Below are 23,284 nucleotides of genomic sequence, written 5' to 3'. Positions count from 1 at the left end.
TTGCGCGCTACGCCCTTGGCCTCAGGATGGCGTCGAGGATGTCCTTCACCCAACCCAGCTCGGCATCCGACAGGAGCGCCAACTTCGCGGCGATCCCCGATAGGGTCTCGGGATGCCTGGAGCCTATACCTCCAGGCGGTAGGAACAGCTCGCTCGGATCCACATCCAGGGCAGTCGCCAACCGTTCGATTGCACCGAACCGGGCGCCCGAGCTGCCGCTCTCGATCTTCGAGATCATGTCGACGCTGAGATCGGCCGCACTCGCCAGATCGTCCTGCGTCATCCCCTTACGCCGCCGATGCAGGGCCACGCGCAGGCCGAACCGTTTGCGAAGCTCGTCCATCCCGCTCTCCGGGAAGGAGGCGTAGGACGGGACGGCGGATCACAGCAGTGAAGCTAATTACGGCCTCTCGGTTAATCCGCAATCTAATTGCGGAACATCCGCCATCCTTGTACGGATGATGCCGTTCACCCGTAACGCGCATCCGTGCTGCTCCGTAGCCGGGGCATCAGGACGGCGGCTGGCTACACCATGGAAGCCCTCGCGAATTTGATGGGTTTAGCGGCCATCGTTTCGGCGCTGGCCTTTCTCCTCGGCCTGCTGCTCTCACCGTTCCAACGATACCGTCGAATGAGCCTTCCTTTGGTCGTCGGTGGGCTGATGATCGGTATGCCCATGGTCTTCGTGTCCGGCCGCTTGATCGAGAAGGCAGCTATCGCGGCTGGCTTCGACAGCGTCGCCGACAGGCACTTGGCACAAGAGGTCGGCATCACCGACGCGAAGGCCTTCTACGCCGATGCCCCAGGCATCCGAGCACGTGTCAAGCAGAAGCGTCTCGCTGAGAACGCTGCCCAGGAGAGAGCTGCTCAGGATGAGCGGGACGCTGCCGATGCGGCAGATCGGGTTAAGCGCAGGAAGGAGGCCCGCGAGGCGTCCGACGCGATTACCGAACTGGCGACGCCAGCCCCCCTCGATCAGCAGCCCCCTTTCAACGGCGAGTTCGGCAGCGGCATGGGTTACCGGGCCTATCTGCGCACGGCCTCAGGCTACCCCTTTGTGCGGACCCGGATGGAGGTCCCCTTCTGCACGCACCCCTACGCGGCCAAGGATGCCGGCGATGCCATGCGCACCAAGGATCGACGGTGGGCCGAGAGCATCGCGGCTTGCCGCATCCATCAGGCGGGCACAGCCGTCGAGTGGATCAGGGCTAGCTTCGATGGGCAGCTGCCGGTGGTCGTGCTGCGCATTCGCTCCCCTGATGGAGGCCGACAGACCGTCTACGCTCCCGACAGCAGCGATGCAGGCATCCCGTTCTGGATGGGCTTTTACAATCCCACCGAGATGCGCCTTCGCCAATCCGCCGAGGCACGGTGAGCCGAGAACCTTCCGCAATTAATTGCGGGAGCCTCGGGTCGCCGAGCATCTCCTCTCGATCACCCTCTCGACGCCCGCCAGCCGGAAGCCTGCGCTTCCGCCTCGGAGCAGAACATCCGCTCCCCGGCCTTCGTGCTGATCTGGGTGCGGGCATAGTCCCTCGTACCGGGCAGGTGGTAGATCCGCTCGCCCTTGCGCGAGATGTTGCCCTTAATCGCGCAGGTGCCGAGGGAGGCCGCGGGTGGTGCCGGCGCAGCAGCTCCGCCAACCTGCCCCTCTGGTCCGCTGCGCTCGCCCTTCCGCCAATCCCAGGGTGGCGTGAAGGTGCCGGCCCACAGGCCGCGCTTGGCCGCCCGCGCCGCGTCCTCCTGCGCCACGTAGGCGGTCGAGTACCGGCGGTAGGCGAGCCCGAGCCCTTGCTCGACCAGCCAGCCGTTGAGATCGAGTGAACCGAGCCGGCACACCGCCACGGTGCGTCCGTAACGATCGCTCTCGACCGCCTCGCACGTCACGGTGCCGGCGCCGATCTTATCGGCTAGCGCGAGTGCCGCCTTCTGCCCACAGCGGTAGGCCCGGCGGCGCGCGTCCTGGCAGATCTGTGCGCTCTCGGGCGTGTCGACGCCTTGGAGCCGGAAGCGCTGGCCTCGGATGTCGAGCGTATCGCCATCGACCACCGCGGCGCGGCCGGTCACGAACTCTGCCGCACCAGCTGGCGCCGTCAGGAGCATCAGGGCGAGTGCGAGACGCAAGGTGCCATTCTCCAACCTGAGTGGTGATCGCACGCGCCGCGCTCCTCCATCAGCCTCTTGGGTGCAGCTTGCCCCTTCACGGTCAGCACCGGCAATATCGCCACCATGGACAACGTCATCCGCCCATCGTTCGGCGCTCGGCCACGGCCAGCCAGCTCGGAAACCTCGGTCTACGAAGACGGCTACCAGCCGCTCCACGTCTACGGGCAGGCCGCTGGCCACCTCGTCGCCCTGATCGAAGATGCGAGCGGGCCCGAGGGACTGGTGCTCAAGGTCGTGGTTGGCCCGGCAGCCGGTAACAGGATCGAGGCTGTGGCCTTCTTCCTCGCGTCCGATGAGGGACGCCTCGATGCCGATGCCACCGCGAACGCGATCCTGCGGGCGCTGGAGGTCGTCGGGGGTGATCAGGCGCCCAGACCAGCCTGAAGCGCGGACCCGGCGCCGATGCCTACCTTCTGGCCCCTGACCATCTTCCGTCGCCGACGTAACGCCGAGGCCCTGGCAGGGGCTGCCATCGCCGTGTTCGGCGCCGACGCCTACGACGTGGCCCGCATCTGTGCCGGTCCGCGGGGCGCTCGGAAATGCCCATTCTGGTCCAGGGTTGCGGTTCGGATCGCGGAGCTGAGCAACTGCGAAATCGGCGTCACGGGTGCAGACCGCCGTCCCAGGCCTTGACGCCCCAGCGTGACGCTGCCCCGTCAAGCCGCCACAGGTGATTCCTCCCCGTTATCCGCAGGTGGTCCACCACCATTCCACCCTCGCCTTGACCGGGAACCGTCCCACTGTTTGTTCTCTTCCTGTTCACGTTGGTAGGCAGGAGCGGCAACCATGGCGACGGTAGCGCAGATCCAGTCTATCGCCGCGATGACCGAGGCCGAGGTGGCCGCGCTCGCCTACCTTGAGGCGGCCGGCGGTGATGCCCATTGCGCGCTGTCCTACGCCATCGAGGATCTGCTGCGGGCTGAGCACGACATCACGGCCCTGCAGGCGTCTGTGTCCCATGGGTATGTCCGAGCTGTGCGCGTGGATGACCAACTCGTCGAGGCCAGCGCGGAATGAGCGGCGCGCGGCTCTACCGTGTCGAGGAACTGCCCACTGATGGGCTCGGCACGGTGCGTGTACCCGTCATGGGTCCCGCACTCTGCGCCGGCTTCCCCTCACCGGCCGACGACTTCCAAGAGCAGGCGATCGAGCTGCCGCGCTGGCTCGTGCCGAACCCGCCCGCGACCTTCCTCTGGCGCATCGCCGGCTTCAGCATGCGCGATGCCGGCATCCACGACGGCGACCTCGCCTGCGTGGATCGCAGCCTGACGCCGGGCCACGGCAGCATCGTCGTCGCGGCCGTCGACGGCGAGATGTCGATCAAGCGCATGGTGGTCGAGGGCAACTGCACGCGCCTCGCCTTCGACAACGCCGATCTGCCCATCTACGCCCTGCAGGAACTCGCCGAGGCCGCGATCTGGGGCGTGGTGCGCTTCACCATCCGCTGGCACGTCGCCAAGGCTGGGCTGTCCCGGTGAGCGGGCCCGCGGCACGGCTGCGCGACCGGATCGGCGGCGGGCGCGCCATCGCGCTCATCGACGGCAACTCGTTCTATTGCTCGTGCGAGCGGGTGTTCGATCCCAAGCTCGCCCGCGTGCCGGTGATCGTGCTGTCGAACAACGACGGCTGCGCCATCGCCCGCACGGCGGAGGCCAAGGCGCTCGGGATCAAGATGGGGGCGCCCTACTTCATGATCCGCGAGATGTGCCAGCGCCAAGGCGTGCGCGTGTTTTCGTCGAATTACACCCTCTACGGCGACATGTCGGCCCGCATCAACGCGATCTACCGCGACGCCACGCCCGAGGTGGAGGTCTACTCGATCGACGAAAGCTTCCTCGATCTCACCGCCTTCACCCGCCGCGACCGCGTCGCCCTCGCCCGCGACATTCGAGCGACGGTGCGGGCCTGGACCGGCATCCCGACCTGCGTCTGGCTTGGGCCAACCAAGACGCTCGCCAAGCTCGCCAACCATATCGCCAAGACTGTGCCCGAACTCGACGGGGTGTGCGATCTGACCGACCCGACGGCCTACGAGCACTGGCTCTGCCGCATCCATGTCGGTGAGTTGTGGGGCGTCGGCGGGGCCTCGCTAGCGAAGCTCGAGGCGCTCGGCATCGACACCGTGGCGGATCTTCGCGACATCGATCCGCGGCCGGTGCGCAAGGCGCTCACCGTGGTGGGCGAGCGGATGATCCACGAGCTGCGCGGCGTATCCTGCCTTGGGCTCGACCTCGTGCCGGCCCGCCGCAAGGGCTGCGCGGTGACGCGCTCGTTCTCCGGCCGGGTGACGGAGCGGGCCGAGCTTGAGCAGGCGGTCGCCGCGCATGCGACGCGGCTCGGCGAGAAGCTGCGGCGGGAGGGGCTGGCGACGTCTCACGTCACCGTCTTCTACCACACGAGCGAGCACGACCGCGGCGAGCCGATGCGCTCAGTCTCGACGGTGGTGACACTGCCCGAGGCGACCAACGACACGCTGGCGCTGCTCCCGGCAGCGTTGCATGGCGTGGCCCGGACGTGGCGCGAGCAGGGTACGCCGCCGTGGCGCTACTCGAAGGCCGGCATCGTCACGACCGATCTGGTACCCCTATCCGACTCGCAGAGGGCGCTGATCGGCCAGCTCGACCGTGAGCGCTCCGCGAGCCTGATGGGCGCGCTCGATGCCTGCAATGCGCGTTGGGGCAGGGGCGCTGTGGTGCCGGCGCGGGCCGGATTAGAGCGGCAGCGGCGCGGCTGGTCGACGAAGTTCGAGATGCGAACACCGCGCTACACGACAAGGGTGGAAGAGTTGCCCGTCGCAAGGGCGTAGCGAACCACGGAGCATCCAAAACCATCGCCCCCGGTGGCGGGTGCAGCGTGGGCAGCCGAGTAAAAATGGGACATGCGGATGGGGGCGCAGTTGATGCCGGGCTAACCCAGCTTCGCCATGTTGATGGGGAGCCACGTCGCGTATCGGCTCTTCGTCGTTGTGGATACGACACGCCCCGCCAGCTCGTGAGCAGATCGAGCGGCGGGGCCGCTCATTGATAGCGACGGGCGGCATCCCCATCTCATGAACATGCCGATCGCGACCCTGTCGCTCGATCGGACGCGGCCACGATGCCGAGTTGGGGTGACGCCGGATGTACGCGCACCTCCGCTCTGGCTCCCGTGGCCGTTCTTGTTTCGATGTCTGCTCGTGCTCAAGGAGCCGTTGGCCCGCTACGGCGACGGCATCCGTTCCCCATCGCGGCGGTCGAGCCATCTTGGCTCCCGTGCGCGAGTGCGCCGGCTGCCACGTTCGCCCCGTTCGTGCGCGGCCGGCGCGTCCTCTCAGCCGTAGGGACCACGAAATAGGTCGCCCAGGGCCTTCCGCCGGAACACGGTAAGCCAGCGTCGTCGAAGGTGCTCAGGCCGGTCGTGGAGCATGTGGCAGCGCTGACACCAGGCCGCGAGGTTGGCCGGCGTGTTGTCGGCAGTGTCGTGGTTCCGGTGCGCGGTGGCGAGCACCACCCGCGTCGTTCGAACGGTCGTGAGCACGTCGTCGGCACCGATCGCGAGACAGACGATCCGGCCGGCGCCGTCGCGCCAGGACGCGGTCTCCTCGTCCCACCATCGCCCGTCACCGTGGCAGAACACCGTCTGCCCATGGGGACGGCCGCAGCTCTCGCAGCGCCCCTTGGCCCGGCCGAACCGGATCACCACCGACAGCTCGCGCCAGTCGATCGGGTAGAAGAAGCGATGCTCGCGCCGGATCGGCATGATGGGGATCGTGGGACGGGCAATAGCGAAGCTCTTGCCTAGGCCTCACCGCCCCGCTTGTCACCCGTAGGCGATCCGCCTGAGCGGACCACGAGCGCTGGGTGATCCGCAATTAATTGCGCGGGCCGGTCCCCCACCCCGAAACGCCCAGGGGCGCACATATGAAAACGGCGGAGCTTGTGCCCCGCCGTGCAATCATCAGGCTGTCAGCCTCAGAGGCCGAGCAGTACGTTGGCCGAGCCCACCACGGTCATGGCGACGCCGCTGACGAAGACGCCGATCATGGCGTAGGAGAACGCCTTTAGGATACGACCTTCCATCACTCAACCGCCGATTAGCAGCGGTAGCCGCCCGAGACCTGACCGTACTGCTTGGTCGGGAAGTGCTGCTGGTTGGCGTTACCCTCGGCCGCCGAACTCATCGGGCAGCGATCGTAGAGCGGGCCATCGAAGCTGTTGATCGAGCCCGTCGTCGTCACGTCGTAGGGCATGGTCGACACGTAGCGCCCCGGAGGAGCGTCGTAGCCGAAAGCCAGAGCGGACGAGGCCGGAGCAGCAACGCCAAGAGCAATGGCGGTGAGGGCGGCGGCAACACGGGTCATCATGGTGATCTCTCAACTCCTCAACGCAGCGTGCCCGGGTCATCCTGGGCTTTATCATCTTGCGTGATCTCGATGTGGGGATTGGTTTGCCGGCGTGACGTGCCAACGCACACGCTTCGCAAGGGAACGATCTCGAACCGGGCTCGGCAGTGTCGAGACATGGGGGGCTCGACGCTAGCGCCAGTTGATCGGCCTGCCAGGATGAGAGACTGCAAAGGGTGGTGACCGAACACCGACCCTCCACCTTGAAGCAGACGTTCTGCATCCGACCCAAATCAATTTATTTGGGCTCACCGAAGCAAAACCCGAAAGCCGACACTGAGCGGCGTATCTTTGTACGACTGTGCTCGTTGCGGAACATGTGCCCTTGATCCGCGCCGTAACGCACGCCAGACACACACTGATCGGTTTGACCAATGTGCACGAGCCTGCCAAAGGAGGCGCCACGCTTGCGATGATTAACGAGCCCCCCTAAAACCTCGTCATCGCAGAGTCGGCCGCAAATTGAATTCAGATTGATTTACAGCTGAGCATTCAAGATGGCAACCTCCACAAAGATAATTGAAAATATTATTTCTGAACTATCGGTCATACACAAACAAGGTCCAGCCGACATTACGAAAGGCGATGTTTTCCCTTTGCCAAGGCTTATACCGGCAGGACAACTCGGACAGACGATCCAGATCAACAAGAAAACAGACGACCTCATCACCTCGCTCGCTCACGAAATGAAGCGGAGCCGTCTGGAACTTGGCAGGGGCGTCAAAAACGATGAATGGCGACAATGGGTGCGCTCAGCGATCGGACCGCTGCTCGCAAAAACGTCATTAAAAATCAATCCTTCCACCTCCGCGCCGATCGTTTTGTCGGACCTGGAAGCAGTTCTTAAAGAATTGATCGATAATCTTGTCCCAAGGGAATATGCCTTCGGGGTTAGATTGTTTGGCAATCACGATGTCCAAGCATTCTCGTTCGGGCCGGCGATGTTCGAGCCGCGGGAAGATTGGCTGGATCGTAAAGCAAAGGCCGGCGACATATCGGCGATCAGCCAAAGACGCGTGAAGCAAATCTGGTCTGGAAAGAAACTTGCCGCAAGAAAACACAATATCGATCAGATGCGCGAGCAGGACATAATAAAATCAATCGGTACTGCGCCTTATATTTGCACAGTACAACTGAAGGCCGGATTTGCATCCGACGCCGGCCTGGAGACAGCGTTAGCCACAGCAAGGCTGGCGTTAGCCTGCGTATCTCTAGCGTTTGAAAAATCGTCCCGTGCTCTTTCGGGTTTTGGGCTGCACTATGATGGGCCTATCCATCTGCAGAAGGTTCTAACTTTTATACCAGGCAATATTATACTGTCTGGCTCCCGATTTAATCGGCTACCATTCGGTCCAAAAATATCCGACGCGGATTGGAAAGCTGAATTGACAAATCTTTCCCTTCCATACGCAAGCTGTTCGGACGTCCTGGATTATTTCACTGACAGCACGTCAAACAAACCACAAAATCTTGTGTTGAATGCTTTGCTGCAGTCTCTGCTCTGGTTCGAGAGGGGATGCAGAGAGGGGAACGATTTGGTCGCAATCATAAACCTTACCGCGTCTCTGGATGCCCTGGCCAAAGGTGATAGAGAAGGCGGGATCGTCCGCATCCTCGATGCAAGGCTCGGATTTAAACCTTCAGCGATTGCAACAGCAAGAGGTCAAACTTTCCAAGCTCTTGTGAAGGAATTTTATACTCAAGGGCGCAGCCGTGGGATACACGGTACGAGCGATCGTGTCGGCTATGACTGGTCGGATAGGCGTGCGACGGTCGAGTTTCTTGCTCGAAATGCCTTATTGGAATGTCTTGATTACGCAGCAAAAAACCCCGGAATGACAGCGCCCGGCGATTTTCAGAAGTAGTTAAGACTTTTTATCAATTTTAATTGCCTTTGTCCCGTAGAATTCCGTATTTCATGTTCGAATATTGGCGAATCTCTGAGCGCCTGCGATGGTAGGCGAGCGAGCGTAGTTATGGCATTTGCTTCGTCCAACGCATGTTCAAGAGCAGACTGTAGCAAATCCACCCGATTCGGACTTAGGTCATTCTCCACCAAGGTGCCGCAAAGCGGACGTTCCGAGGGTCCGAAAAGGGTCGATAGCGGTCCCTGATAGCTCGCGGCGGTAGGCATCACCCTGCGCAATCAATTGCCGGGCGAGCCGGAAGCGGTCTTCGGTGTGAACGAGTGCCGTGTTGCGTCACCGGCTACATGGCCCTGCAGAACGGATGAGCCTGAGACGGAAGGATCGAGCAGCAGAAAGTTTCTCAGGGCGAAGGAACCCACACTGACCCTCCGCGTTACGTGCGCGCGAGGCCCGATTGGGCTCGCATTTTGGGCGCCGGGCCAAGGTGTCCGGCGGCTCTCGTCATCACGTTGCTCTCAAGGAGGATGTGGTCATGAGGACCTACGACTTCGCACCGCTCTACCGTTCCACCGTCGGCTTCGATCGGCTGTTTTCGATGCTCGATCAGGCCGCACGGGTCGAGCCGTCCACGCAGTGGCCCCCTTACGACATCGAGAAGGTCGCGGAGAACGCTTACCGCATCACCATGGCGGTCGCGGGCTTTGGGCTGGACGAGATTGAGCTGACCCAGCACGACACCACCCTGCTCGTGACCGGTCAGAAGAAGGACAAGGATGAGGAACGGGCCTACCTCCACCGCGGTATCGCGGCGCGCGCCTTCCGCCAGACTTTCAACCTCGCCGACCACGTGAGGGTCACAGGCGCCAGCCTGGAGAACGGCCTGCTCGCCGTCGACCTGAAGCGCGAGGTGCCGGAGGCGCTGAAATCCCGTCGCATCGCCATCGGCGGCACTCAGGCCGCGGTCGGGCAGGACAACGCGCCTGCCCAGGTCGAGAATCACGCCAAAGCCGCCTGAGGCTGGCCTCGACCCATCGACGAGCGATCCTCGGGGGCCAGCGCCCCCGGGGCCAGATCCTTTTCGTGCAACCTCGGCACCATCAGGGAGGACGATCCATGTCGATGATGGAAACGCACCCCACCCGCTCTGGACCGATGAACCCGTCCGGCGCTCCTGCCGCCTCGTTCGAGGCGTGGCAGGCCCTCATCGCGCCCGGCGACGTGTTCCGGCACCCGCGCGAGGTTCTGGTACACCCGCACCTCTCCCGTGAGGAAAAGCGTGCGATCCTGGCGTCCTGGGCGTCGGACGCCTGCGCCTTAGAAGACGCGCCGGCCCTGCGCTGCCTGACCGGCAGCAAGTCCGAGCCCGTGTCGGTAGACACAGTGTTCGCCGCACTGGCCGAACTCGACCGCAAGCCCATCGCACTTCCGGTCAAACGGGTGCCGCCTCGCAGGCGGGCGCGCGGACTATCGAATCTGCGCCGTTACCTCCGATCTCGTCGCCGATATGACGATGACGACCCTCCGCCATGCCCTGCCGCTGTGAGGCCCCGGCCGCGGCCCCCATCGGGTATCGATGCCCTCGCTATCGCCATGCCAGCTTGAGTCAGAGTTCGAGGATGCTGGCGATCCTCGCATCCTCAGACGTTAGGAGACCGACCTGACAGCACCGGCAAGGGTGCGCTTGATCGTCGAGCGCGCCGCCTCGATGGCGATGCTGAGGACGCAGACGCGCAATTAATTGCGCAGGAATCGCAGGCGCTCAGCCAGCCGGCATCGCCCACACACGCTGTTGGCAGGAGCGTTGGCCTCTAAGTGGAGAGCCCGCCTTCCGTCCACTTCGCTGAACCGCGGTCTGCGCCTCTGCTCGGTTTCACCACGGCACTGGCTAAGCGATCGTCAGGCAGAAGACCGCGACCAAGCCGAGGGAGGCAGCTCCAACTGGGAGCGAAGCAGAGTCCCGATCCTACGGCACGAATCGGTCTTCAACCGGCGGAACGCCACAGGAACCCGTTCGGGAGATTTTCGGGACTTTTTGTCCCGAACCGTCGCGAATCAGGTCGACTGTTCCCTCTCGGTTCTAACGTACACATTGGTAAAAGGCCCCGGGGCCATCACAATTTTTGTTGTGGTGCAATGAGTTAGGGTGGTGCCGGTTGCGGGACTTGAACTCGCGACCTACCGCTTACAAGGCGGTTGCTCTACCAGCTGAGCTAAACCGGCGCTTCCGTTTCGCTACCAGCCCGCTTTCGCGCGCGCAACAAGCCGGGGATGTTTCTGGCTCGTTTCCGGACACTGTCGTTCGGCTGAATGCCCGTTTCAGAGTGAATTCAACCGCCTCGGCCTAATCCCGCCTCCGTCCCGGATCGCCGGGGCGGGTGCGGCCGGTCCTGAAGTGTTTTGGCGTCCCGGCCGCCCCCCACGCCATCGCATGGGAGGAGCCTCGCGATGCGGCCTGTCGGACCGTCGGCCCAAGCCGACCTGCGTGAGCGCCTGCTCGGCGCGGTGCCGGCGCTTCGGGCGTTCGCCCATTCGCTGGCCGACGATGGCGCGCGGGGCGACGACCTCGTGCAGGACACGCTGCTGCGCGCCTGGAGTTGCACGGACGGCGCCGCCCGCGGCGACGTCACCGCTTGGCTGTTCGCGATCCTGCACCGCCGGTTCTATGCCGAGCGACCGCCCGCCCTCCGACGGGTGGAGCGGCCCCCGCAAACCGAGCCGCTGGAGTTCCGCGAAGCCCTGGGGCGGCTGCCCGACACCCAGCGCGAGGCGCTGCTGCTCGTCGGCGCGCAACGCTTCAGCCACCGTGAGGCCGCCGCGATCTGCGGCGTGGCGGTCGGCACGCTCAAGAGCCGCGTCGCCCGCGGCCGCGCCCGCCTCGCCGCGGATTTGGGGCTGCGGCCCACGGGTCACTGAAGACGGGCCTCACGCCGCGTGCGGCGGCGACGCCTCCTGCCGCGTCGCGGCCTCGGGCAGGCGCGGGCGCGCCTCGGGACGGCCGAACAGGAAGCCCTGCAGGTCGGGGCAGCGCTCCTTGACCAGGATCAGGCGCTGTGCCTCGGTCTCGACGCCCTCGGCGGTGACCGCGAGGCCGAGGCTGCGCGACAGGCCGAGGATCGCCCGCACGATCGCGGTCGATTGCGGGTCCTGGCCCAGCCCCTTCACGAAGCTGCGGTCGATCTTGATCCGGCTTAAGGGGAAGCTGTGCACGAAGCTCAGCGACGAGTAGCCGGTGCCGAAATCGTCGAGCGCGATGCGCACGCCGAGCGCGGCGATGCGCTGGAGCAGGGCCAGCGCCAGCTCGCGGTTCTCCAGCACCGCGGTCTCGGTGATCTCGATCTCGAGCCGCGCGGCGGGCAGGCCGGAGGCGGCGAGCGCCGACTCCACCGTCTCGGTGAAACGGGGGTCGCGCAGCTGCGTCGCCGAGACGTTGACCGCCACGGTGAGCCCGGCGGGCCAGCGCGCGGCCTCGCGGCAGGCCTCCCTCAGCACCCAGGCGCCGATCTCGGGCATCAGCCCCGCCTCCTCGGCCACCGGCACGAAGATCGCGGGCGAGATCGCGCTGCCGTCGACCCGGTGCCAGCGCAGCAGCGTCTCGAAGCCGATCGTGGTCCCCGTCCGGGCGCGCACGATCGGCTGGTAATGCAGACTCAAGGCCCCCTCGCGGAACGCCCGGCGCAGCTCGGATTCCAGCGTCGCGCGGGCGTTGACGATCTCGCTCATGCTCGGATCGTAGAAGCGGTGGCGGTTACGGCCGTCGTTCTTGGCCCGGTAGAGGGCGAGGTCGGCGTCGCGCAGCAGCTCGTCCGACGTGTGGGCGGTCTCGGAGGAGACCGCGATGCCGATGCTGGCGCCCACCGTCAGCGACAGCCCGTCGAAGGTGAAGGGCCGGTTGAGGGCGTCGATGATCCGGTCGGCGATGTTCGGCAGGTGGACCACCTCGACCGCGTCGAGCACCACGGCGAACTCGTCGCCGCCGAGCCGCGCCACGAGGTCGTGGGCGCGCACCGCTCCGCGCAGGCGGCGGGCGACCTCCTGCAGCAGCCGGTCGCCGACGCCGTGGCCGAGCGTGTCGTTGATCGGCTTGAACCGGTCGAGGTCGAGGAACAGGATGGCGCGGCGCTCGTCGTCGGACCGCTCGCCGCCGGGCCCAGAGAACCGCAGCACCGCGGCGAGGTGCTCGTGCAGGGTCGTCCGGTTGGCGAGCCCCGTCAGCGCGTCGTGGCGGGCGAGGTAGCGGATGCGGTCCTCGTAGCGGCGGCGCTCGCTCGTGTCGGTGAAGGTCGAGACCCAGCCGCCCCCGGCGAGCGGCCGGGTGGTGGCGGACAGGATGCGCTCGGGCCCGGCGATTTCGGAGACCACCGGCCGGTCCGTCGGCAGGTCGTGCCGCAGGTGATCGTGCACGAAGGCGTCCGCCGCTGCCGGGCCGAACGCAGCCGCGAGGAAGACGTGTGCGCTCAAGCCCACCGGTGAGACGTCGGCGGCGGTGTCGAGCATCTCGGCGAGCCGCGCGTTGGCCAGCACCAGCCGGCCCTCGCCGTCGATCAGGCACAGGCCCTGGGACATGTTGGCCAGCGCGAGGTCGAGTTTTTGGCGCGCGGCTTCGAGCTTGAGATCGGTCACGCGCTGCTCGGTGCAGTCGCGGGTGATCTTGGCGAAACCCAGGAAGGCGCCCTCGTCGTCCTTGATCGCGTCGATCACCACATGGGCCCAGAAGCGCGTGCCGTCCTTGCGCAGGCGCCAGCCCTCGGCCTCGAAGCGCCCTTCCGCCCGCGCGGTGGCCAGTCCGTGCTCGGGCAGGCCCGCGGCCCGGTCCTCAGGGCTGTAGAAGCAGGAGAAGTGGCGCCCGACGATCTCGTCCGCAGCGTAACCCTTGGCCCGCTGCGCCCCGGCGTTCCAGTTGGCCACCGTGCCGTCGGGGCCGAGCATGTAGATCGCGTAGTCGGTCACGCCCTGCACCAGCAGGCGGAAGCGCCGCTCGTGCTCGCGCGAGGCGTCGATCATCCGCTGCTGGTCGGTCCAGTCGCGGGTCACCTTGGCGAAGCCGAGGAAGGTGCCGTCCTCGTCGTGGATCGGATCGATCACGACATGGGCCCAGAAGCGGGTGCCGTCCTTGCGCAGGCGCCAGCCTTGCGTCTCGTAGCGGCCGTCCTCGCGCGCCGAAGCGAGACCGCGCTCGGGTAGGCCCTCGGCCCGGTCCTCCGGGGTGTAGAAGCAGGAGAAGTGGCGCCCGACGATTTCCTCGGCGGCGTAGCCCTTCGCCTGTTGCGCCCCGGCATTCCAGTTCGCCACCGTCCCGTCGGGGCGGAGCATGTAGATCGCGTAATCGGTCACGCCCTGCACCAGCAGGCGGTACATCGCGTCGGAATCGTAGGATCGATTCGGCATCGTCGGCTCTTCGACAGGCATCTTGCCTACATCGAGAGCCCACAAATGTTAATCAGCTTGAAAAGCCTCGATTTTTCACGCGGGCGGCTGTGTCGCAGCCGGCCCCGTACTCAAGTCATCTGGCCTGGTTCGAGTCCAGAAAATTGCGCGCAAGCCAAGCGGATGGACCCAAAAGAAGCCCGACGCACCCGTATTCGCCGCTAGAGCCGAGCGCATAAGAGGGTATCGCACAAGTTATCACGATTGCGTGAAGCGACCTGCGGAGCGGACGAAAACCCAGCCCAAGACCTTGCCCTGAATCCGGGATTCCAAAGGACGAGTCCTTTGCCGGGGCACCGGGGCAGAGCCCCGGTTTCCCTCGAAAATCAGGACTCTGCCCTGGACCCGTAAAAGGATTTATCCTTTCGAAACCTCAATTCAAGCCTACAAGCCACCGAGGCGGGTGACGATCGCGAGCGCCTCGGCGAAGGCGGCGTCGGCGTCGAGTTCGGTCGTGTCCAGCACCACCGCGTCGGCGGCGGCCTTGAGCGGGGCGGCGGCGCGGCTCGAATCGCGGGCGTCGCGGGCGCGGATGTCGGCCAGGATCGCCTCGGGCGAAGCCGCCTCGCCCCGGCCCGCGAGTTCGCGGTGGCGGCGGCGCGCCCGCTCCTCCGGGGTCGCCGTGATGAACAGTTTGACCCGCGCATCGGGGCAGACCACCGTGCCGATGTCGCGCCCGTCGAGCACGGCGCCTTCGCCCCCCCCGGCGAAGCGCTGCTGCCAGGACAGCAGGGCGGCCCGCACCTCAGGCACCGACGAAACCCGCGAGGCGGCCTCGCCCATCGCCCGCTCCCGCAGGCGTGGATCGGAGAGACCCTCGGCCGAGAGCGCGGCGGCAGCCCGCGCCGCTGCCGCCTCGTCGCCGAGATCGGTGTCGGCATCGATCAGCGCCAGCGCCACCGCGCGATAGAGCAGGCCGGTGTCGAGATGCGGCAGGCGGAAATGCGCGGCCAGCCGCTTGGCGAGCGTGCCCTTGCCGGAGGCGGCCGGGCCGTCGATGGCGATGACGAGGGGCGCGCCCATCAGCGGCTCGCCTCCTCGACGATCTCGGCACCCAATGCCGCCATGGTCGGGCGGAAGCTCGGGAAGCTCGTGGCGATCATCGCCCCGTCATCGACCGTCACCGGGTTCTGCGACGCCATCCCCATGACGAGGAAGGCCATGGCGATGCGGTGGTCGAGATGGGTCGCGACCGTACCGCCACCCTTCGCCGCCGCGCCGTTGCCGGTGACGATCAGGTCGTCGCCCTCGATGGCGTGGTCCACGCCGTTGGCCGCGAGCCCGGCCGCGACCGCGGCAAGCCGATCGGATTCCTTCACCCGCAACTCGTGCAGGCCGTTCATCCGGGTGGTGCCCTCGGCAAACGAAGCCGCGACCGCGAGCACCGGGTACTCGTCGATCATGGAGGGCGCGCGCTCGGCCGGCACGTCGACGCCGGTGAGACGGCTCGCCCGAACGCGCAGGTCGGCCACCGTCTCACCGCCCTCCTCGCGCTCGTCGAGGCGTTCGATGTCGGCGCCCATCTCGATCAGCGTGGTGATGAGGCCGGTGCGCAGCGGGTTCATCATGACCCCGCGCAGGGTCACCTCGGAGCCCGGCACGATCAGCGCCGCGACCAGCGGAAAGGCCGCCGACGACGGGTCGGCGGGCACGATCACGTCGGTGCCCCGCAGGGTCGGCTGGCCGGTGAGTGCGATGGAGCGACCGTGGCCGCCCGCGCCGTAGGGCTCGACGGTCACCTCGGCCCCGAACAGGCGCAGCATCCGCTCGGTGTGGTCGCGCGACGCCGCCCGCTCGATCACGGTGGTGACGCCCGGCGCGTTGAGGCCGGCGAGCAGCACCGCCGACTTGATCTGCGCCGAGGCGACGGGAAGCTCGTAGCGGATCGGAATGCCCTCGCGCGGGCCCCGGATCGTCAGCGGCACCCGCCCGCCCTCGGCCTCGGAGACGATCTCGGCGCCCATCTGCAGCAACGGATCGAGGATGCGCCGCATCGGCCGCTTGCGGAGGCTGGCGTCGCCGTCGAAGGTCGCGGTGACGGGCTGGCCGCCGACCACGCCCATCATCAGCCGCGAGCCGGTGCCGGCATTGCCGAAATCGAGCACGCCCGCCGGATCCTGCATCCCGCCGATGCCGGTGCCGAGGACGCGCCAGCGGCCCTCGCCCTCGCGGGTGATCGTGGCGCCGAGCGCGCGGGCGGCGTCCGCCGTGCGCAGCACGTCGTCGCCTTCCAGCAGGCCCTCGACGCGGGTCTCGCCGATGGAGAGCAGCCCGAAGATCATCGCCCGGTGCGAGATCGACTTGTCGCCCGGCGGCTTCAGGTCGCCGCGGAGCGCGTGGCCCGGACGCGCGGTGAGGGGCTGTGGATCGGAATCGTGCGACACGGGAGGCCAGGGCTTCCGGCGAGAGGGCGGGACGGCCCCGCATGCGTGGATGTGGGGCTTTTCGGACGTGAACGTCCGACGGGAAGCGGCCCGTTACCATGCGGGTCCGGCCGCGTCATCCGAAGCCCCCATGCGCCGACCCGCGCATGGGGGCAACGCGCGGGGGCGACTCGACAGAGGCCAACATAAGTTTATGTTCGCCCGCCATGACGCCCGTGCGCCGTTGCCTCCGCAAGGTCGATGAAGCCGCCGCGACCGCCGATCCGGCGCTCGCCGCGCACATCCGCGAAGCCTTGGGCGAGCTGGAGGCGGCCTACGCCCGCCCGAGCGAGCGCATCGTCGCCCTCGAAGCGCTCCTCCACGAATTCGGGCGCGGCCACTCGGCCGGAAACACGCTGCTCGCCCGCCTCCTGCGCGTCGCGGTCGATCGGCGCCAGGGCACGTGGTCCCACCGCGCACGCGTGCGGGGCATGACGCAGGCGCCGCGGCTGACGGCCTCGCTGCAGGCGACCGCTCTGTGACGGATCGGTGACGGCAGCGGTCTGTGAGGCTGTGGCGCATCGAGCACAGCGACGGCCGGGACGATGCAGTAACGCTCGCCCCAGTTCCTTCCTGAGACCCGGAACCACCTGAGAGGCGCGCTCATCCACCGTGATGGCGCGCCTTGCTTTTTTCCGGATGGGCCCGCGCCGCGCACCCATTTGACATGGGCGGAGGCTGCGACTAACGGGGCCGCTTCTCCTCGCCCCCCTTCGACATACTGCCCAGAGGTTCGCTGCCGTGGCTAGACCGGAACTCGGCGTCAAGCGCCAGTGCATGAATTGCGGTGCCAAGTTCTACGATCTCGACCGCGATCCGGCGACCTGCCCGAAATGCGGCACGATCTACCAGGTCGCCACCAGCCGCGTCGCCCCGCCGATCGCCAGCCGCGCCGCTGACGAAGACGAGGAGGAAGAGGAGAAGGCCGGCCCGGAGATCGTCTCCCTGGATGAGGCCGAGACGAACGACGATTCCGACGACATCAGCGTGGACGACGAGAGCGGCGACGAGGCCAGCTCGGGCGGCGACGACGACACCTTCCTGGAAGAGGAAGACGGCGACGACGACGTCTCCGACCTGATAGACAACGATTCGGACAACGACGAGGAGGGCTGAGGCCCGCCTCGCTTTCCAATCCTCCACCGTCATTCCGGGTTCGCTTCGCGCCCCGGAATGACGGTGAAGCGGGATCGACTTACCCTCGCATCGGCGACGGGCGTCGCTCCACGGCCCGCCCCGGCGGCCCCGGTTTCCTTGCGCCCCTGCCGAAATCGTTGCAGAAGTGCGCGCCGTTCCGGACGCGCCTTCGTGCCTCCCGCCGGCCTCCCGCCCGGAGGCCCTTGAGAGCCGCTCCGCCGTCCGGGCCGCACACCCGAATCCACGCAAGACGGCACGCCCATGACCCAGCCCCTTCGCCTCGGCATCGCCGGTCTCGGCACCGTCGGCGCCGCCGTGGTGGGGATGGTGGCGCGCCGCGCCGAGGCGCTGGAAGCCTCCGGCCGCAGCGTCGTCGTCACCGCGGTCTCGGCCCGTGACAAGTCCCGCGACCGCGGCCTCGACCTTTCCGGGTTCACGTGGTTCGACGATCCGGTGGCGCTAGCGCAGTCCGACGACATCGACGTGTTCGTGGAACTCGTCGGCGGGGCCGAAGGGCCGGCCAAGGCGGCGGTCGAGGCGGCCATCGCGTCGGGCAAGCATGTCGTGACCGCCAACAAGGCGCTGCTCGCCCGCCACGGCGCGGCGCTGGCCAAGGCCGCGGAAGAGCGGGGCGTGGCGCTGGCCTACGAGGCCTCGGTCGCGGGCGGCATCCCGGTGATCAAGGCGATCCGCGAGGGGCTCGCCGGCAACGCGGTCGCCCGCGTCTACGGAATCCTTAACGGCACCTGCAACTACATCCTCAGCCGAATGGAAGCCGAGGGGCTGACGTTCGAGGCCTGCCTCAAGGACGCGCAGGCGCTCGGCTACGCGGAGGCCGACCCGACCTTCGACGTCGAGGGCTTCGACACCGCCCACAAGCTCGCGATCCTGACGAGCCTCGCCTTCGGGGTCGAGATCGACGCCGACGGCGTCTCGGTCGAGGGGATTTCCGCGATCCAGCCGCTCGACCTCGCCATGGCGGACGAGCTCGGCTACCGCATCAAGCTGCTCGGCGTCGCCCAGGCGACCGAGGCCGGCATCGAGCAGCGCGTCCATCCGACCATGGTGGCGAAGTCGTCCGCCATTGCCCAGGTGATGGGCGTGACCAACGCCGTCACGGTCGATGCCGACGCGGTCGGCGAACTCACCCTGATCGGCCCCGGCGCGGGCGGCAAGGCCACGGCCTCGGCCGTCGTCGCCGACATCGCCGACGTGGCCGCGGGCGTGCGCCGCCCGACCTTCGGCCGTCCGGTCGCCGCGCTCTCGCCCCCCCGGCGGGTCGAGATGCAGCGCCACGAGGGCGGCTACTACATCCGGCTCACCGTCCACGACCGCACCGGCGTCGCCGCGGGCGTGGCCACCCGCATGGCCGAGGCCGGCATCTCGATCGAGAGCATCGTCCAGCGCCGCTCCGCCAAGGCCGCGTCGAGCGATCCGAGGGGCCAGTCGGGCCAGCCGGTGCCGCTGGTGCTGATCACCTACGCGGCGACCGAGGGGACCGTGCGCGAGGCGCTCGCCGCCATCGACCGGGACGGTTTGCTGGCGGAAGCCCCCCAGCTCATCCGCATCGAGCGCGAATAGCGGGGACGCCGTCCCTGCACCATCGTGCCGGGCTTTTCGGCGGACGAAGCCTGCGGCATGAACTCTCGTGCACGGCATGTGTTAGGCACCGACGGAAGGTCGGGCTTTCCGGGACGAGGGACTCAAGGGCGATGGCGGCGGCCGATACCGGAATCTTCAGCGATCCCACCGCGCGGGGCCTGACCCTCGAACTCGTGCGCGTCACCGAATCCGCGGCCATCGCCGCCGCGCGCCTGCGCGGCCAGGGCCGCGAGAAGGAGGCGGACCAAGCCGCCGTCGATGCCATGCGGGCCGAGCTGATGGCCCTCGCGGTCGAGGGCACGGTGGTGATCGGCGAGGGCGAGCGCGACGAGGCGCCGATGCTGTTCATCGGCGAGCAGGTTGGCAACGGCTCCGGCCCGGCGGTCGACATCGCCGTCGATCCGCTGGAGGGCACGACGCTCTGCGCCAAGGACATGCCCGGCGCCATCGCGGTGATGGCCTTGGCCGAGCGCGGCACGCTGCTGGCGGCACCCGACGTCTACATGCAGAAGATCGCCATCGGCCCCGGCTACCCGCCCGGCACCGTCGATCTCGATTGGAGCCCGGCCCAGAACATCGCCTCGCTCGCCCGCGCCAAGGGCGTCGAGCCGTCCGGCCTCACCGCGATCATCCTCGACCGGCCCCGGCACATGGACCTGATCGCCGCCGTGCGGGCCACGGGGGCGGGCATCCGCCTGATCTCGGACGGCGACATCGCCGCGATCATCCACTGCACCAAGCCGGACGAGACCGGCGTCGACATCTACATGGGCACGGGCGCCGCGCCCGAGGGCGTGATCGCGGCCTCGGCGCTCCGCTGCATCGGCGGCCAGATGCAGGGCCGGCTGATCCTCGATTCCGCCGACAAGCGGGCGCGGGCGGCCAAGATGGGCATCACCGACCCGGGCCGGAAATACGACATGCACGACATGGCCCGCGGCGACGTGATCGTCGCGGCAACGGGCGTGACCACAGGGGCGCTGCTCTCGGGCGTGCGCTTCCGCCCCGGCCGGATCGAGACCGAAACGGTGGTCTACCGCTCCAACACCGGCACGGTCCGCCGCATCGCCAGCGAGCACCGCCGGCCGGAGGTTTCTCCGCACAGCTGAGCGGCGCGGCTCAGACGCCTCGGATGACCCGCACCGTCATCGCGAGGTGGGGCCGAAGCGATCCAGGGCGCGACCTTTTCGGAATTGGCGAGACCGCAGCGACAGCACGGCCACCAAGGGCCTGTTCGACTCGACTCTTCGAGATCGAACCGGTGTGATGCTGCGATGATCCCAATCCTCACCCTCCTCCGGTGTTGCAGAGCGAAGCGGAGCCTCGAAGGAGGGCTCCAGGGATCGCGCAGCTGGCTGGAGCCCTCCTTCGAGGCTGCTTCGCAGCACCTCAGGATGAGAGGGTCCGATAGGATGAAGGTGGTCGGACGGGCTCCGAGCGACGCTTTCGTCGAGTGCGGAGCACTGGATTGCTTCGGCTTCGCGTCGCAATGACGGGGTGAGGCGGCAACGACGGTCCCGGCGAGCGAGCCGAGGCGCCCTCCCCTACCCCGCCGCCATCGTCGTCTTCACCGTCTCCACCAGCTGCTTCAGGCTGAAGGGCTTGGGCAGGAAGTTGAAGGCCTCGCCCTCGGGGAGGTTCTTGCGGAAGGCGTCCTCGGCGTAGCCCGAGACGAAGATCACCTTCAGGTCGGGGCGGTGCTTGCGCAACTCGCGCAGCAGGGTCGGGCCGTCCATCTCGGGCATCACCACGTCGGAGACGACGACGTCGATGCCGTCGGCATGCTCCTCGATCAACCGCAGGGCCTCGACGCCGGAGGCCGCTTCCAGCACCGTGTAGCCGCGGGCCGAGAGCGCGCGGGAATTGACCGCGCGGACCGGGTCCTCGTCCTCGACCAGCAGCACCGTGCCCTGGCCGGTATGGTCGGCGGCGGGCTTTTGCGGCTCCGGCTTGGGGGCCGGCTTCGGCTCGGATTTGGCTTCCAGCGCGCCCGGCTCGCCGACGGTCGGCGTCGCCTCGCTCGGCTCGGAGGTGCGCTCGGGGCGGGGCAGCGCCGCGACCGGCTCGGGCTCCGGCAGGGTCTCGGTGCTCGGCTCGTGGCGCGGCAGGTAGATGCGGAACGTCGTGCCCTCCCCCACCGTCGATTGCACGTCGATGGCGCCGCCCGACTGGTTGACGATGCCGAACACCGTCGAGAGCCCGAGCCCCGTGCCCTTGCCGATCTCCTTCGTGGTGAAGAACGGCTCGAAGATTTTTTGCAGCACCGCCGGGGGAATGCCCTCGCCGGTGTCGGTGACCTCGATCATCACGTGGTCGCCCGCCGGGATGCCGACGGGGCGCTCGGCATCGACCGCGCAATTGGTGGTGCGGATCGACAGGCGCCCGCCGCCGGGCATGGCATCGCGGGCGTTGACCGCGAGGTTCACGATGACCTGCTCGAACTGGTTCACGTCGGCCTTGATCGGCCAGATCTCGCGGCCGTGGCGGAAATCGAGCTGCACCCGCTCGCCCAGCAGCCGCTTCAACAGCAGCGTCAGGTCGGACAGGGCCTCGCCGACATCCATCACCTCCGGCCGCAGGGTCTGGCGGCGGGAGAAGGCCAGCAGCTGACGAACGAGCGACGCGGCCCGGTTCGCGTTCTGCTTGATCTGCATGATGTCCTGGAAGGCGTGGTCGGTCGGCCGGTGGCTCGCGAGCAGGAGATCCGAGTAGCCGATGATCGCCTGGAGCACGTTGTTGAAGTCGTGGGCGATGCCGCCCGCGAGCTGGCCCACCGTGTCCATCTTCTGGGTCTGGGCGATCTGCTGCTCGAGCTGACGCTGGGCCGTGGTGTCCAGCGCGTAGAGGATCACCCGCTCGCGGTCGGCGTCGGTTTCGGCGCGCTGCGTCCCGTCGGCGTCGGCCGGGCTCATCCACACGCGGGCCGAGCGCTCGCCCTCGCCCAGGAGCCCGATCTCGATCGGGTCGAGCCCGCCGAAGCCGTTGGCGGCCCGCGCCAGCGCCGCCTCGATCGCGTGGCGGTCGCGCTCCAGCACGGCCTCGCGCATCATCGGCTCGGGCGCGTCGCGGCCGGCCTCGGCCGAGGGCTGGCGCGGCATGCCGGAGAACAGGCGCACGAACGAGGCGTTGGCGCGGATGACGCGGCCGTCGCCGTCGAGCGTCGCGATGGCGATCGGGCTGGTGTTGAGGAAGCGGGCGAGCCGCACCTCCGCCGCCCGCTGCGGCTCGTCGGAATCCGAGCCCGCCGAGCGGTTGAGCACGAAGGTGCGGGACGGGCCGGGCGCCCCGTCCTGGCCGTAGGCGACGCGGTGATAGAGCCGGGTCGGCAGCGGCTGGCCGTTGCGGCGGCGCAGGTCGATGTCGAAGCGGTCGGTGCGCACCTCGCCGGGCAGGCCGGGGGCGGCGGACAGCACGTCGGCGCCCGGCGCGATCTCGAGAAGCTTGAGCCCGCCCGAGCCGACGGTGGCGAGGTCGTAGCCGAGCCAGGAGGCGAGCGTGGCGTTCATGTAGACGATCGCGCCCGCGGCATCGATCGACAGGAAGCCCGCCGGGGCGTGGTCGAGATAGTCGATCGCGTGCTGGAGCTCCTGGAAGACGTTCTCCTGGCGCTCGCGCTCGTGGGTGATGTCGCTCACCGTCCAGAGCGCCGCCGCGCCGCGGGGGCGCGGGATCGGCCGCACGGCGATGCGGTACCACGCGAAGTCGCGCTCGGCCGCGCCGCCGGGCGGCGGCGACATGCGGATCTCTTCCGTGTAGGCGCGCTCGTCGCGGGCGGCCTGGGCGAGGCGGTAGACCGCTTCCGACACCTCGGGGGCGCCCACGAAAATCCGCTCGATCGAGCGGAGGTTGGAAAAGCTGTCGCCGCCGGCCAGCCGCATATAGGCTTCGTTGGCGTAGATCATCCGCCCGCCGTCCTCGACGACGAGCTTGCCCTCGGGCGCCGCGTCGGTGATCGCGCGGGTGATGTCGTCGCGGGAGGCCGGGCCGGCGAGCTGGATCGCCCCGATGGCGAGCGCGAACAGGAAGAACACGCCGGCCATGGCGAGCAGCGCCAGCAGGCCGAGGATGAGCGGCTGGGCCTGCTCGTTGGCCACGAACGACAGGCCGACGGCGGCCCCCACGAGGAGGCCGGCCAGCATCAGCAGCAGCCCGACCCGGCCGGGGCGCTCCGAGCGGTCGATCGAGCCCGACGCCGGCACCGCTGGTCCGCTGACCTCAGCCATCAGGCCCTACCCATCCCCGCGTCACCCACCTTCCGGGCTGACGCCTTCGCGGGCATCCTA

Annotated in this window: 21 protein-coding genes and 1 tRNA gene; 13 read left to right on the top strand and 9 right to left on the bottom strand. The window is 67.7% G+C overall.

What is annotated here, in order from left to right; translation table 11 throughout:
• Nucleotides 1–7 precede the first annotated feature (7 nt).
• Entirely contained in the window at nt 8–343 is a 336-nt protein-coding gene (locus ASG52_RS21495; RefSeq protein WP_056247588.1) for a helix-turn-helix domain-containing protein, read from the bottom strand.
• Nucleotides 344–532: 189 nt separating this feature from the next.
• Between ASG52_RS21495 and ASG52_RS21490 the strand changes: the two genes are divergently transcribed.
• On the top strand, nt 533–1,375 hold the full coding sequence (locus ASG52_RS21490) for a hypothetical protein (protein WP_156384065.1): 843 nt from the start codon (nt 533–535) through the stop codon (nt 1,373–1,375).
• Nucleotides 1,376–1,434: 59 nt separating this feature from the next.
• Here the strand turns inward: ASG52_RS21490 and ASG52_RS21485 are convergent, their stop codons facing one another.
• Nucleotides 1,435–2,124 carry a thermonuclease family protein gene (locus tag ASG52_RS21485; RefSeq protein ID WP_353612501.1) on the bottom strand — a complete coding sequence of 230 codons (690 nt, stop codon included), beginning with the start codon at nt 2,122–2,124 and terminating at the stop codon, nt 1,435–1,437.
• Nucleotides 2,125–2,229: 105 nt separating this feature from the next.
• Between ASG52_RS21485 and ASG52_RS21480 the strand changes: the two genes are divergently transcribed.
• The 4 genes from ASG52_RS21480 (at nt 2,230) to ASG52_RS21465 (ending at nt 4,972) form a co-directional block, all read left to right on the top strand.
• Nucleotides 2,230–2,550, top strand: a complete 321-nt coding sequence (locus tag ASG52_RS21480) for a hypothetical protein (RefSeq protein ID WP_056247582.1) — start codon at nt 2,230–2,232, stop codon at nt 2,548–2,550.
• Between the two features lie 402 nt (nt 2,551–2,952).
• Nucleotides 2,953–3,183 carry a hypothetical protein gene (locus ASG52_RS21475; RefSeq protein WP_056247581.1) on the top strand — a complete coding sequence of 77 codons (231 nt, stop codon included), beginning with the start codon at nt 2,953–2,955 and terminating at the stop codon, nt 3,181–3,183.
• On the top strand, nt 3,180–3,644 hold the full coding sequence (locus ASG52_RS21470; protein ID WP_056247578.1) for a LexA family protein: 465 nt from the start codon (nt 3,180–3,182) through the stop codon (nt 3,642–3,644). Before ASG52_RS21475 ends, ASG52_RS21470 begins: the two co-directional genes overlap by 4 nt.
• Nucleotides 3,641–4,972: a Y-family DNA polymerase gene (locus ASG52_RS21465; protein ID WP_056247572.1), complete on the top strand. Its 1,332-nt coding sequence runs from the start codon at nt 3,641–3,643 to the stop codon at nt 4,970–4,972. The genes ASG52_RS21470 and ASG52_RS21465 overlap by 4 nt, the downstream gene beginning before the upstream one ends.
• A 503-nt stretch (nt 4,973–5,475) precedes the next feature.
• Here ASG52_RS21465 and ASG52_RS21460 read toward each other — a convergent pair.
• Nucleotides 5,476–5,904: a hypothetical protein gene (locus ASG52_RS21460; protein ID WP_056247570.1), complete on the bottom strand. Its 429-nt coding sequence runs from the start codon at nt 5,902–5,904 to the stop codon at nt 5,476–5,478.
• Nucleotides 5,905–6,238: 334 nt separating this feature from the next.
• Nucleotides 6,239–6,508: a hypothetical protein gene (locus tag ASG52_RS21455; protein WP_056247568.1), complete on the bottom strand. Its 270-nt coding sequence runs from the start codon at nt 6,506–6,508 to the stop codon at nt 6,239–6,241.
• Nucleotides 6,509–7,044: 536 nt separating this feature from the next.
• Between ASG52_RS21455 and ASG52_RS27485 the strand changes: the two genes are divergently transcribed.
• From ASG52_RS27485 to ASG52_RS26680, 3 genes are all read left to right on the top strand, one after another.
• On the top strand, nt 7,045–8,412 hold the full coding sequence (locus ASG52_RS27485) for a hypothetical protein (protein ID WP_156384064.1): 1,368 nt from the start codon (nt 7,045–7,047) through the stop codon (nt 8,410–8,412).
• A 535-nt stretch (nt 8,413–8,947) separates the two neighbouring features.
• On the top strand, nt 8,948–9,430 hold the full coding sequence (locus ASG52_RS21450; protein ID WP_056247566.1) for an Hsp20 family protein: 483 nt from the start codon (nt 8,948–8,950) through the stop codon (nt 9,428–9,430).
• A 98-nt stretch (nt 9,431–9,528) separates the two neighbouring features.
• On the top strand, nt 9,529–10,017 hold the full coding sequence (locus ASG52_RS26680) for a hypothetical protein (protein WP_082552671.1): 489 nt from the start codon (nt 9,529–9,531) through the stop codon (nt 10,015–10,017).
• Between the two features lie 542 nt (nt 10,018–10,559).
• Here ASG52_RS26680 and ASG52_RS21445 read toward each other — a convergent pair.
• Nucleotides 10,560–10,635, bottom strand: a tRNA-Thr gene (locus ASG52_RS21445).
• 225 nt (nt 10,636–10,860) lie between these two features.
• On the opposite strand from ASG52_RS21445, the gene ASG52_RS21440 reads away from it, so the two are divergent.
• Nucleotides 10,861–11,328 (top strand): sigma factor-like helix-turn-helix DNA-binding protein, encoded by a 468-nt coding sequence (locus tag ASG52_RS21440; RefSeq protein WP_056247564.1) that lies wholly within the window; start codon nt 10,861–10,863, stop codon nt 11,326–11,328.
• Between the two features lie 9 nt (nt 11,329–11,337).
• Here the strand turns inward: ASG52_RS21440 and ASG52_RS21435 are convergent, their stop codons facing one another.
• The 3 genes from ASG52_RS21435 to aroA all read right to left on the bottom strand — a co-directional run bounded on the left by ASG52_RS21435 (nt 11,338) and on the right by aroA (nt 16,223).
• Nucleotides 11,338–13,800, bottom strand: a complete 2,463-nt coding sequence (locus ASG52_RS21435) for a sensor domain-containing protein (RefSeq protein WP_286159128.1) — start codon at nt 13,798–13,800, stop codon at nt 11,338–11,340.
• Nucleotides 13,801–14,223: 423 nt separating this feature from the next.
• Nucleotides 14,224–14,862: a (d)CMP kinase gene (cmk, locus tag ASG52_RS21430; protein ID WP_056247560.1), complete on the bottom strand. Its 639-nt coding sequence runs from the start codon at nt 14,860–14,862 to the stop codon at nt 14,224–14,226.
• Nucleotides 14,862–16,223, bottom strand: coding sequence for a 3-phosphoshikimate 1-carboxyvinyltransferase (aroA, locus tag ASG52_RS21425; protein WP_056247558.1), 1,362 nt, complete (start codon nt 16,221–16,223; stop codon nt 14,862–14,864). The genes cmk and aroA overlap by 1 nt, the downstream gene beginning before the upstream one ends.
• 215 nt (nt 16,224–16,438) lie before the next feature.
• Here aroA and ASG52_RS21420 point away from each other — a divergent pair, with 215 nt between their 5' ends.
• The 4 genes from ASG52_RS21420 (at nt 16,439) to glpX (ending at nt 20,110) form a co-directional block, all read left to right on the top strand.
• The gene (locus ASG52_RS21420) at nt 16,439–16,744 is read left to right on the top strand and encodes a hypothetical protein (RefSeq protein ID WP_286159127.1); all 306 of its coding nucleotides are present in this window, start codon (nt 16,439–16,441) and stop codon (nt 16,742–16,744) included.
• A 259-nt stretch (nt 16,745–17,003) separates the two neighbouring features.
• Nucleotides 17,004–17,378: a TIGR02300 family protein gene (locus ASG52_RS21415; protein ID WP_082552670.1), complete on the top strand. Its 375-nt coding sequence runs from the start codon at nt 17,004–17,006 to the stop codon at nt 17,376–17,378.
• Nucleotides 17,379–17,660: 282 nt separating this feature from the next.
• Entirely contained in the window at nt 17,661–18,980 is a 1,320-nt protein-coding gene (locus ASG52_RS21410; RefSeq protein WP_056247555.1) for a homoserine dehydrogenase, read from the top strand.
• A gap of 131 nt (nt 18,981–19,111) precedes the next feature.
• Nucleotides 19,112–20,110, top strand: coding sequence for a class II fructose-bisphosphatase (gene glpX / locus ASG52_RS21405; protein WP_056247553.1), 999 nt, complete (start codon nt 19,112–19,114; stop codon nt 20,108–20,110).
• A gap of 435 nt (nt 20,111–20,545) precedes the next feature.
• On the opposite strand, the gene cckA is transcribed toward glpX, so the two are convergent.
• Nucleotides 20,546–23,224 carry a cell cycle histidine kinase CckA gene (gene cckA, locus ASG52_RS21395; RefSeq protein ID WP_056247550.1) on the bottom strand — a complete coding sequence of 893 codons (2,679 nt, stop codon included), beginning with the start codon at nt 23,222–23,224 and terminating at the stop codon, nt 20,546–20,548.
• Nucleotides 23,225–23,284: the final 60 nt, after the last annotated feature.

This window comes from Methylobacterium sp. Leaf456 (genome assembly GCF_001425465.1).
Classification (GTDB): domain Bacteria; phylum Pseudomonadota; class Alphaproteobacteria; order Rhizobiales; family Beijerinckiaceae; genus Methylobacterium.
Note: the sequence above shows the minus strand (reverse complement) of the source record. Positions and strands in the feature narration are given on the sequence as shown.

Excerpts from the sequence above, each read along its gene's own strand:
- ASG52_RS21455 (WP_056247568.1), bottom strand. The coding sequence starts at position 6,508 with ATGATGACCCGTGTTGCCGCCGCCCTCACCGCCATTGCTCTTGGCGTT.
- ASG52_RS21475 (WP_056247581.1), top strand. The coding sequence starts at position 2,953 with ATGGCGACGGTAGCGCAGATCCAGTCTATCGCCGCGATGACCGAGGCC.
- ASG52_RS27485 (WP_156384064.1), top strand. The coding sequence starts at position 7,045 with ATGGCAACCTCCACAAAGATAATTGAAAATATTATTTCTGAACTATCG.
- ASG52_RS21470 (WP_056247578.1), top strand. The coding sequence starts at position 3,180 with ATGAGCGGCGCGCGGCTCTACCGTGTCGAGGAACTGCCCACTGATGGG.
- ASG52_RS21480 (WP_056247582.1), top strand. The coding sequence starts at position 2,230 with ATGGACAACGTCATCCGCCCATCGTTCGGCGCTCGGCCACGGCCAGCC.
- ASG52_RS21495 (WP_056247588.1), bottom strand. The coding sequence starts at position 343 with ATGGACGAGCTTCGCAAACGGTTCGGCCTGCGCGTGGCCCTGCATCGG.
- cmk (WP_056247560.1), bottom strand. The coding sequence starts at position 14,862 with ATGGGCGCGCCCCTCGTCATCGCCATCGACGGCCCGGCCGCCTCCGGC.
- ASG52_RS21440 (WP_056247564.1), top strand. The coding sequence starts at position 10,861 with ATGCGGCCTGTCGGACCGTCGGCCCAAGCCGACCTGCGTGAGCGCCTG.
- ASG52_RS21490 (WP_156384065.1), top strand. The coding sequence starts at position 533 with ATGGAAGCCCTCGCGAATTTGATGGGTTTAGCGGCCATCGTTTCGGCG.
- ASG52_RS26680 (WP_082552671.1), top strand. The coding sequence starts at position 9,529 with ATGTCGATGATGGAAACGCACCCCACCCGCTCTGGACCGATGAACCCG.
- ASG52_RS21450 (WP_056247566.1), top strand. The coding sequence starts at position 8,948 with ATGAGGACCTACGACTTCGCACCGCTCTACCGTTCCACCGTCGGCTTC.
- ASG52_RS21435 (WP_286159128.1), bottom strand. The coding sequence starts at position 13,800 with ATGCCGAATCGATCCTACGATTCCGACGCGATGTACCGCCTGCTGGTG.
- ASG52_RS21460 (WP_056247570.1), bottom strand. The coding sequence starts at position 5,904 with ATGCCGATCCGGCGCGAGCATCGCTTCTTCTACCCGATCGACTGGCGC.
- cckA (WP_056247550.1), bottom strand. The coding sequence starts at position 23,224 with ATGGCTGAGGTCAGCGGACCAGCGGTGCCGGCGTCGGGCTCGATCGAC.
- glpX (WP_056247553.1), top strand. The coding sequence starts at position 19,112 with ATGGCGGCGGCCGATACCGGAATCTTCAGCGATCCCACCGCGCGGGGC.
- ASG52_RS21410 (WP_056247555.1), top strand. The coding sequence starts at position 17,661 with ATGACCCAGCCCCTTCGCCTCGGCATCGCCGGTCTCGGCACCGTCGGC.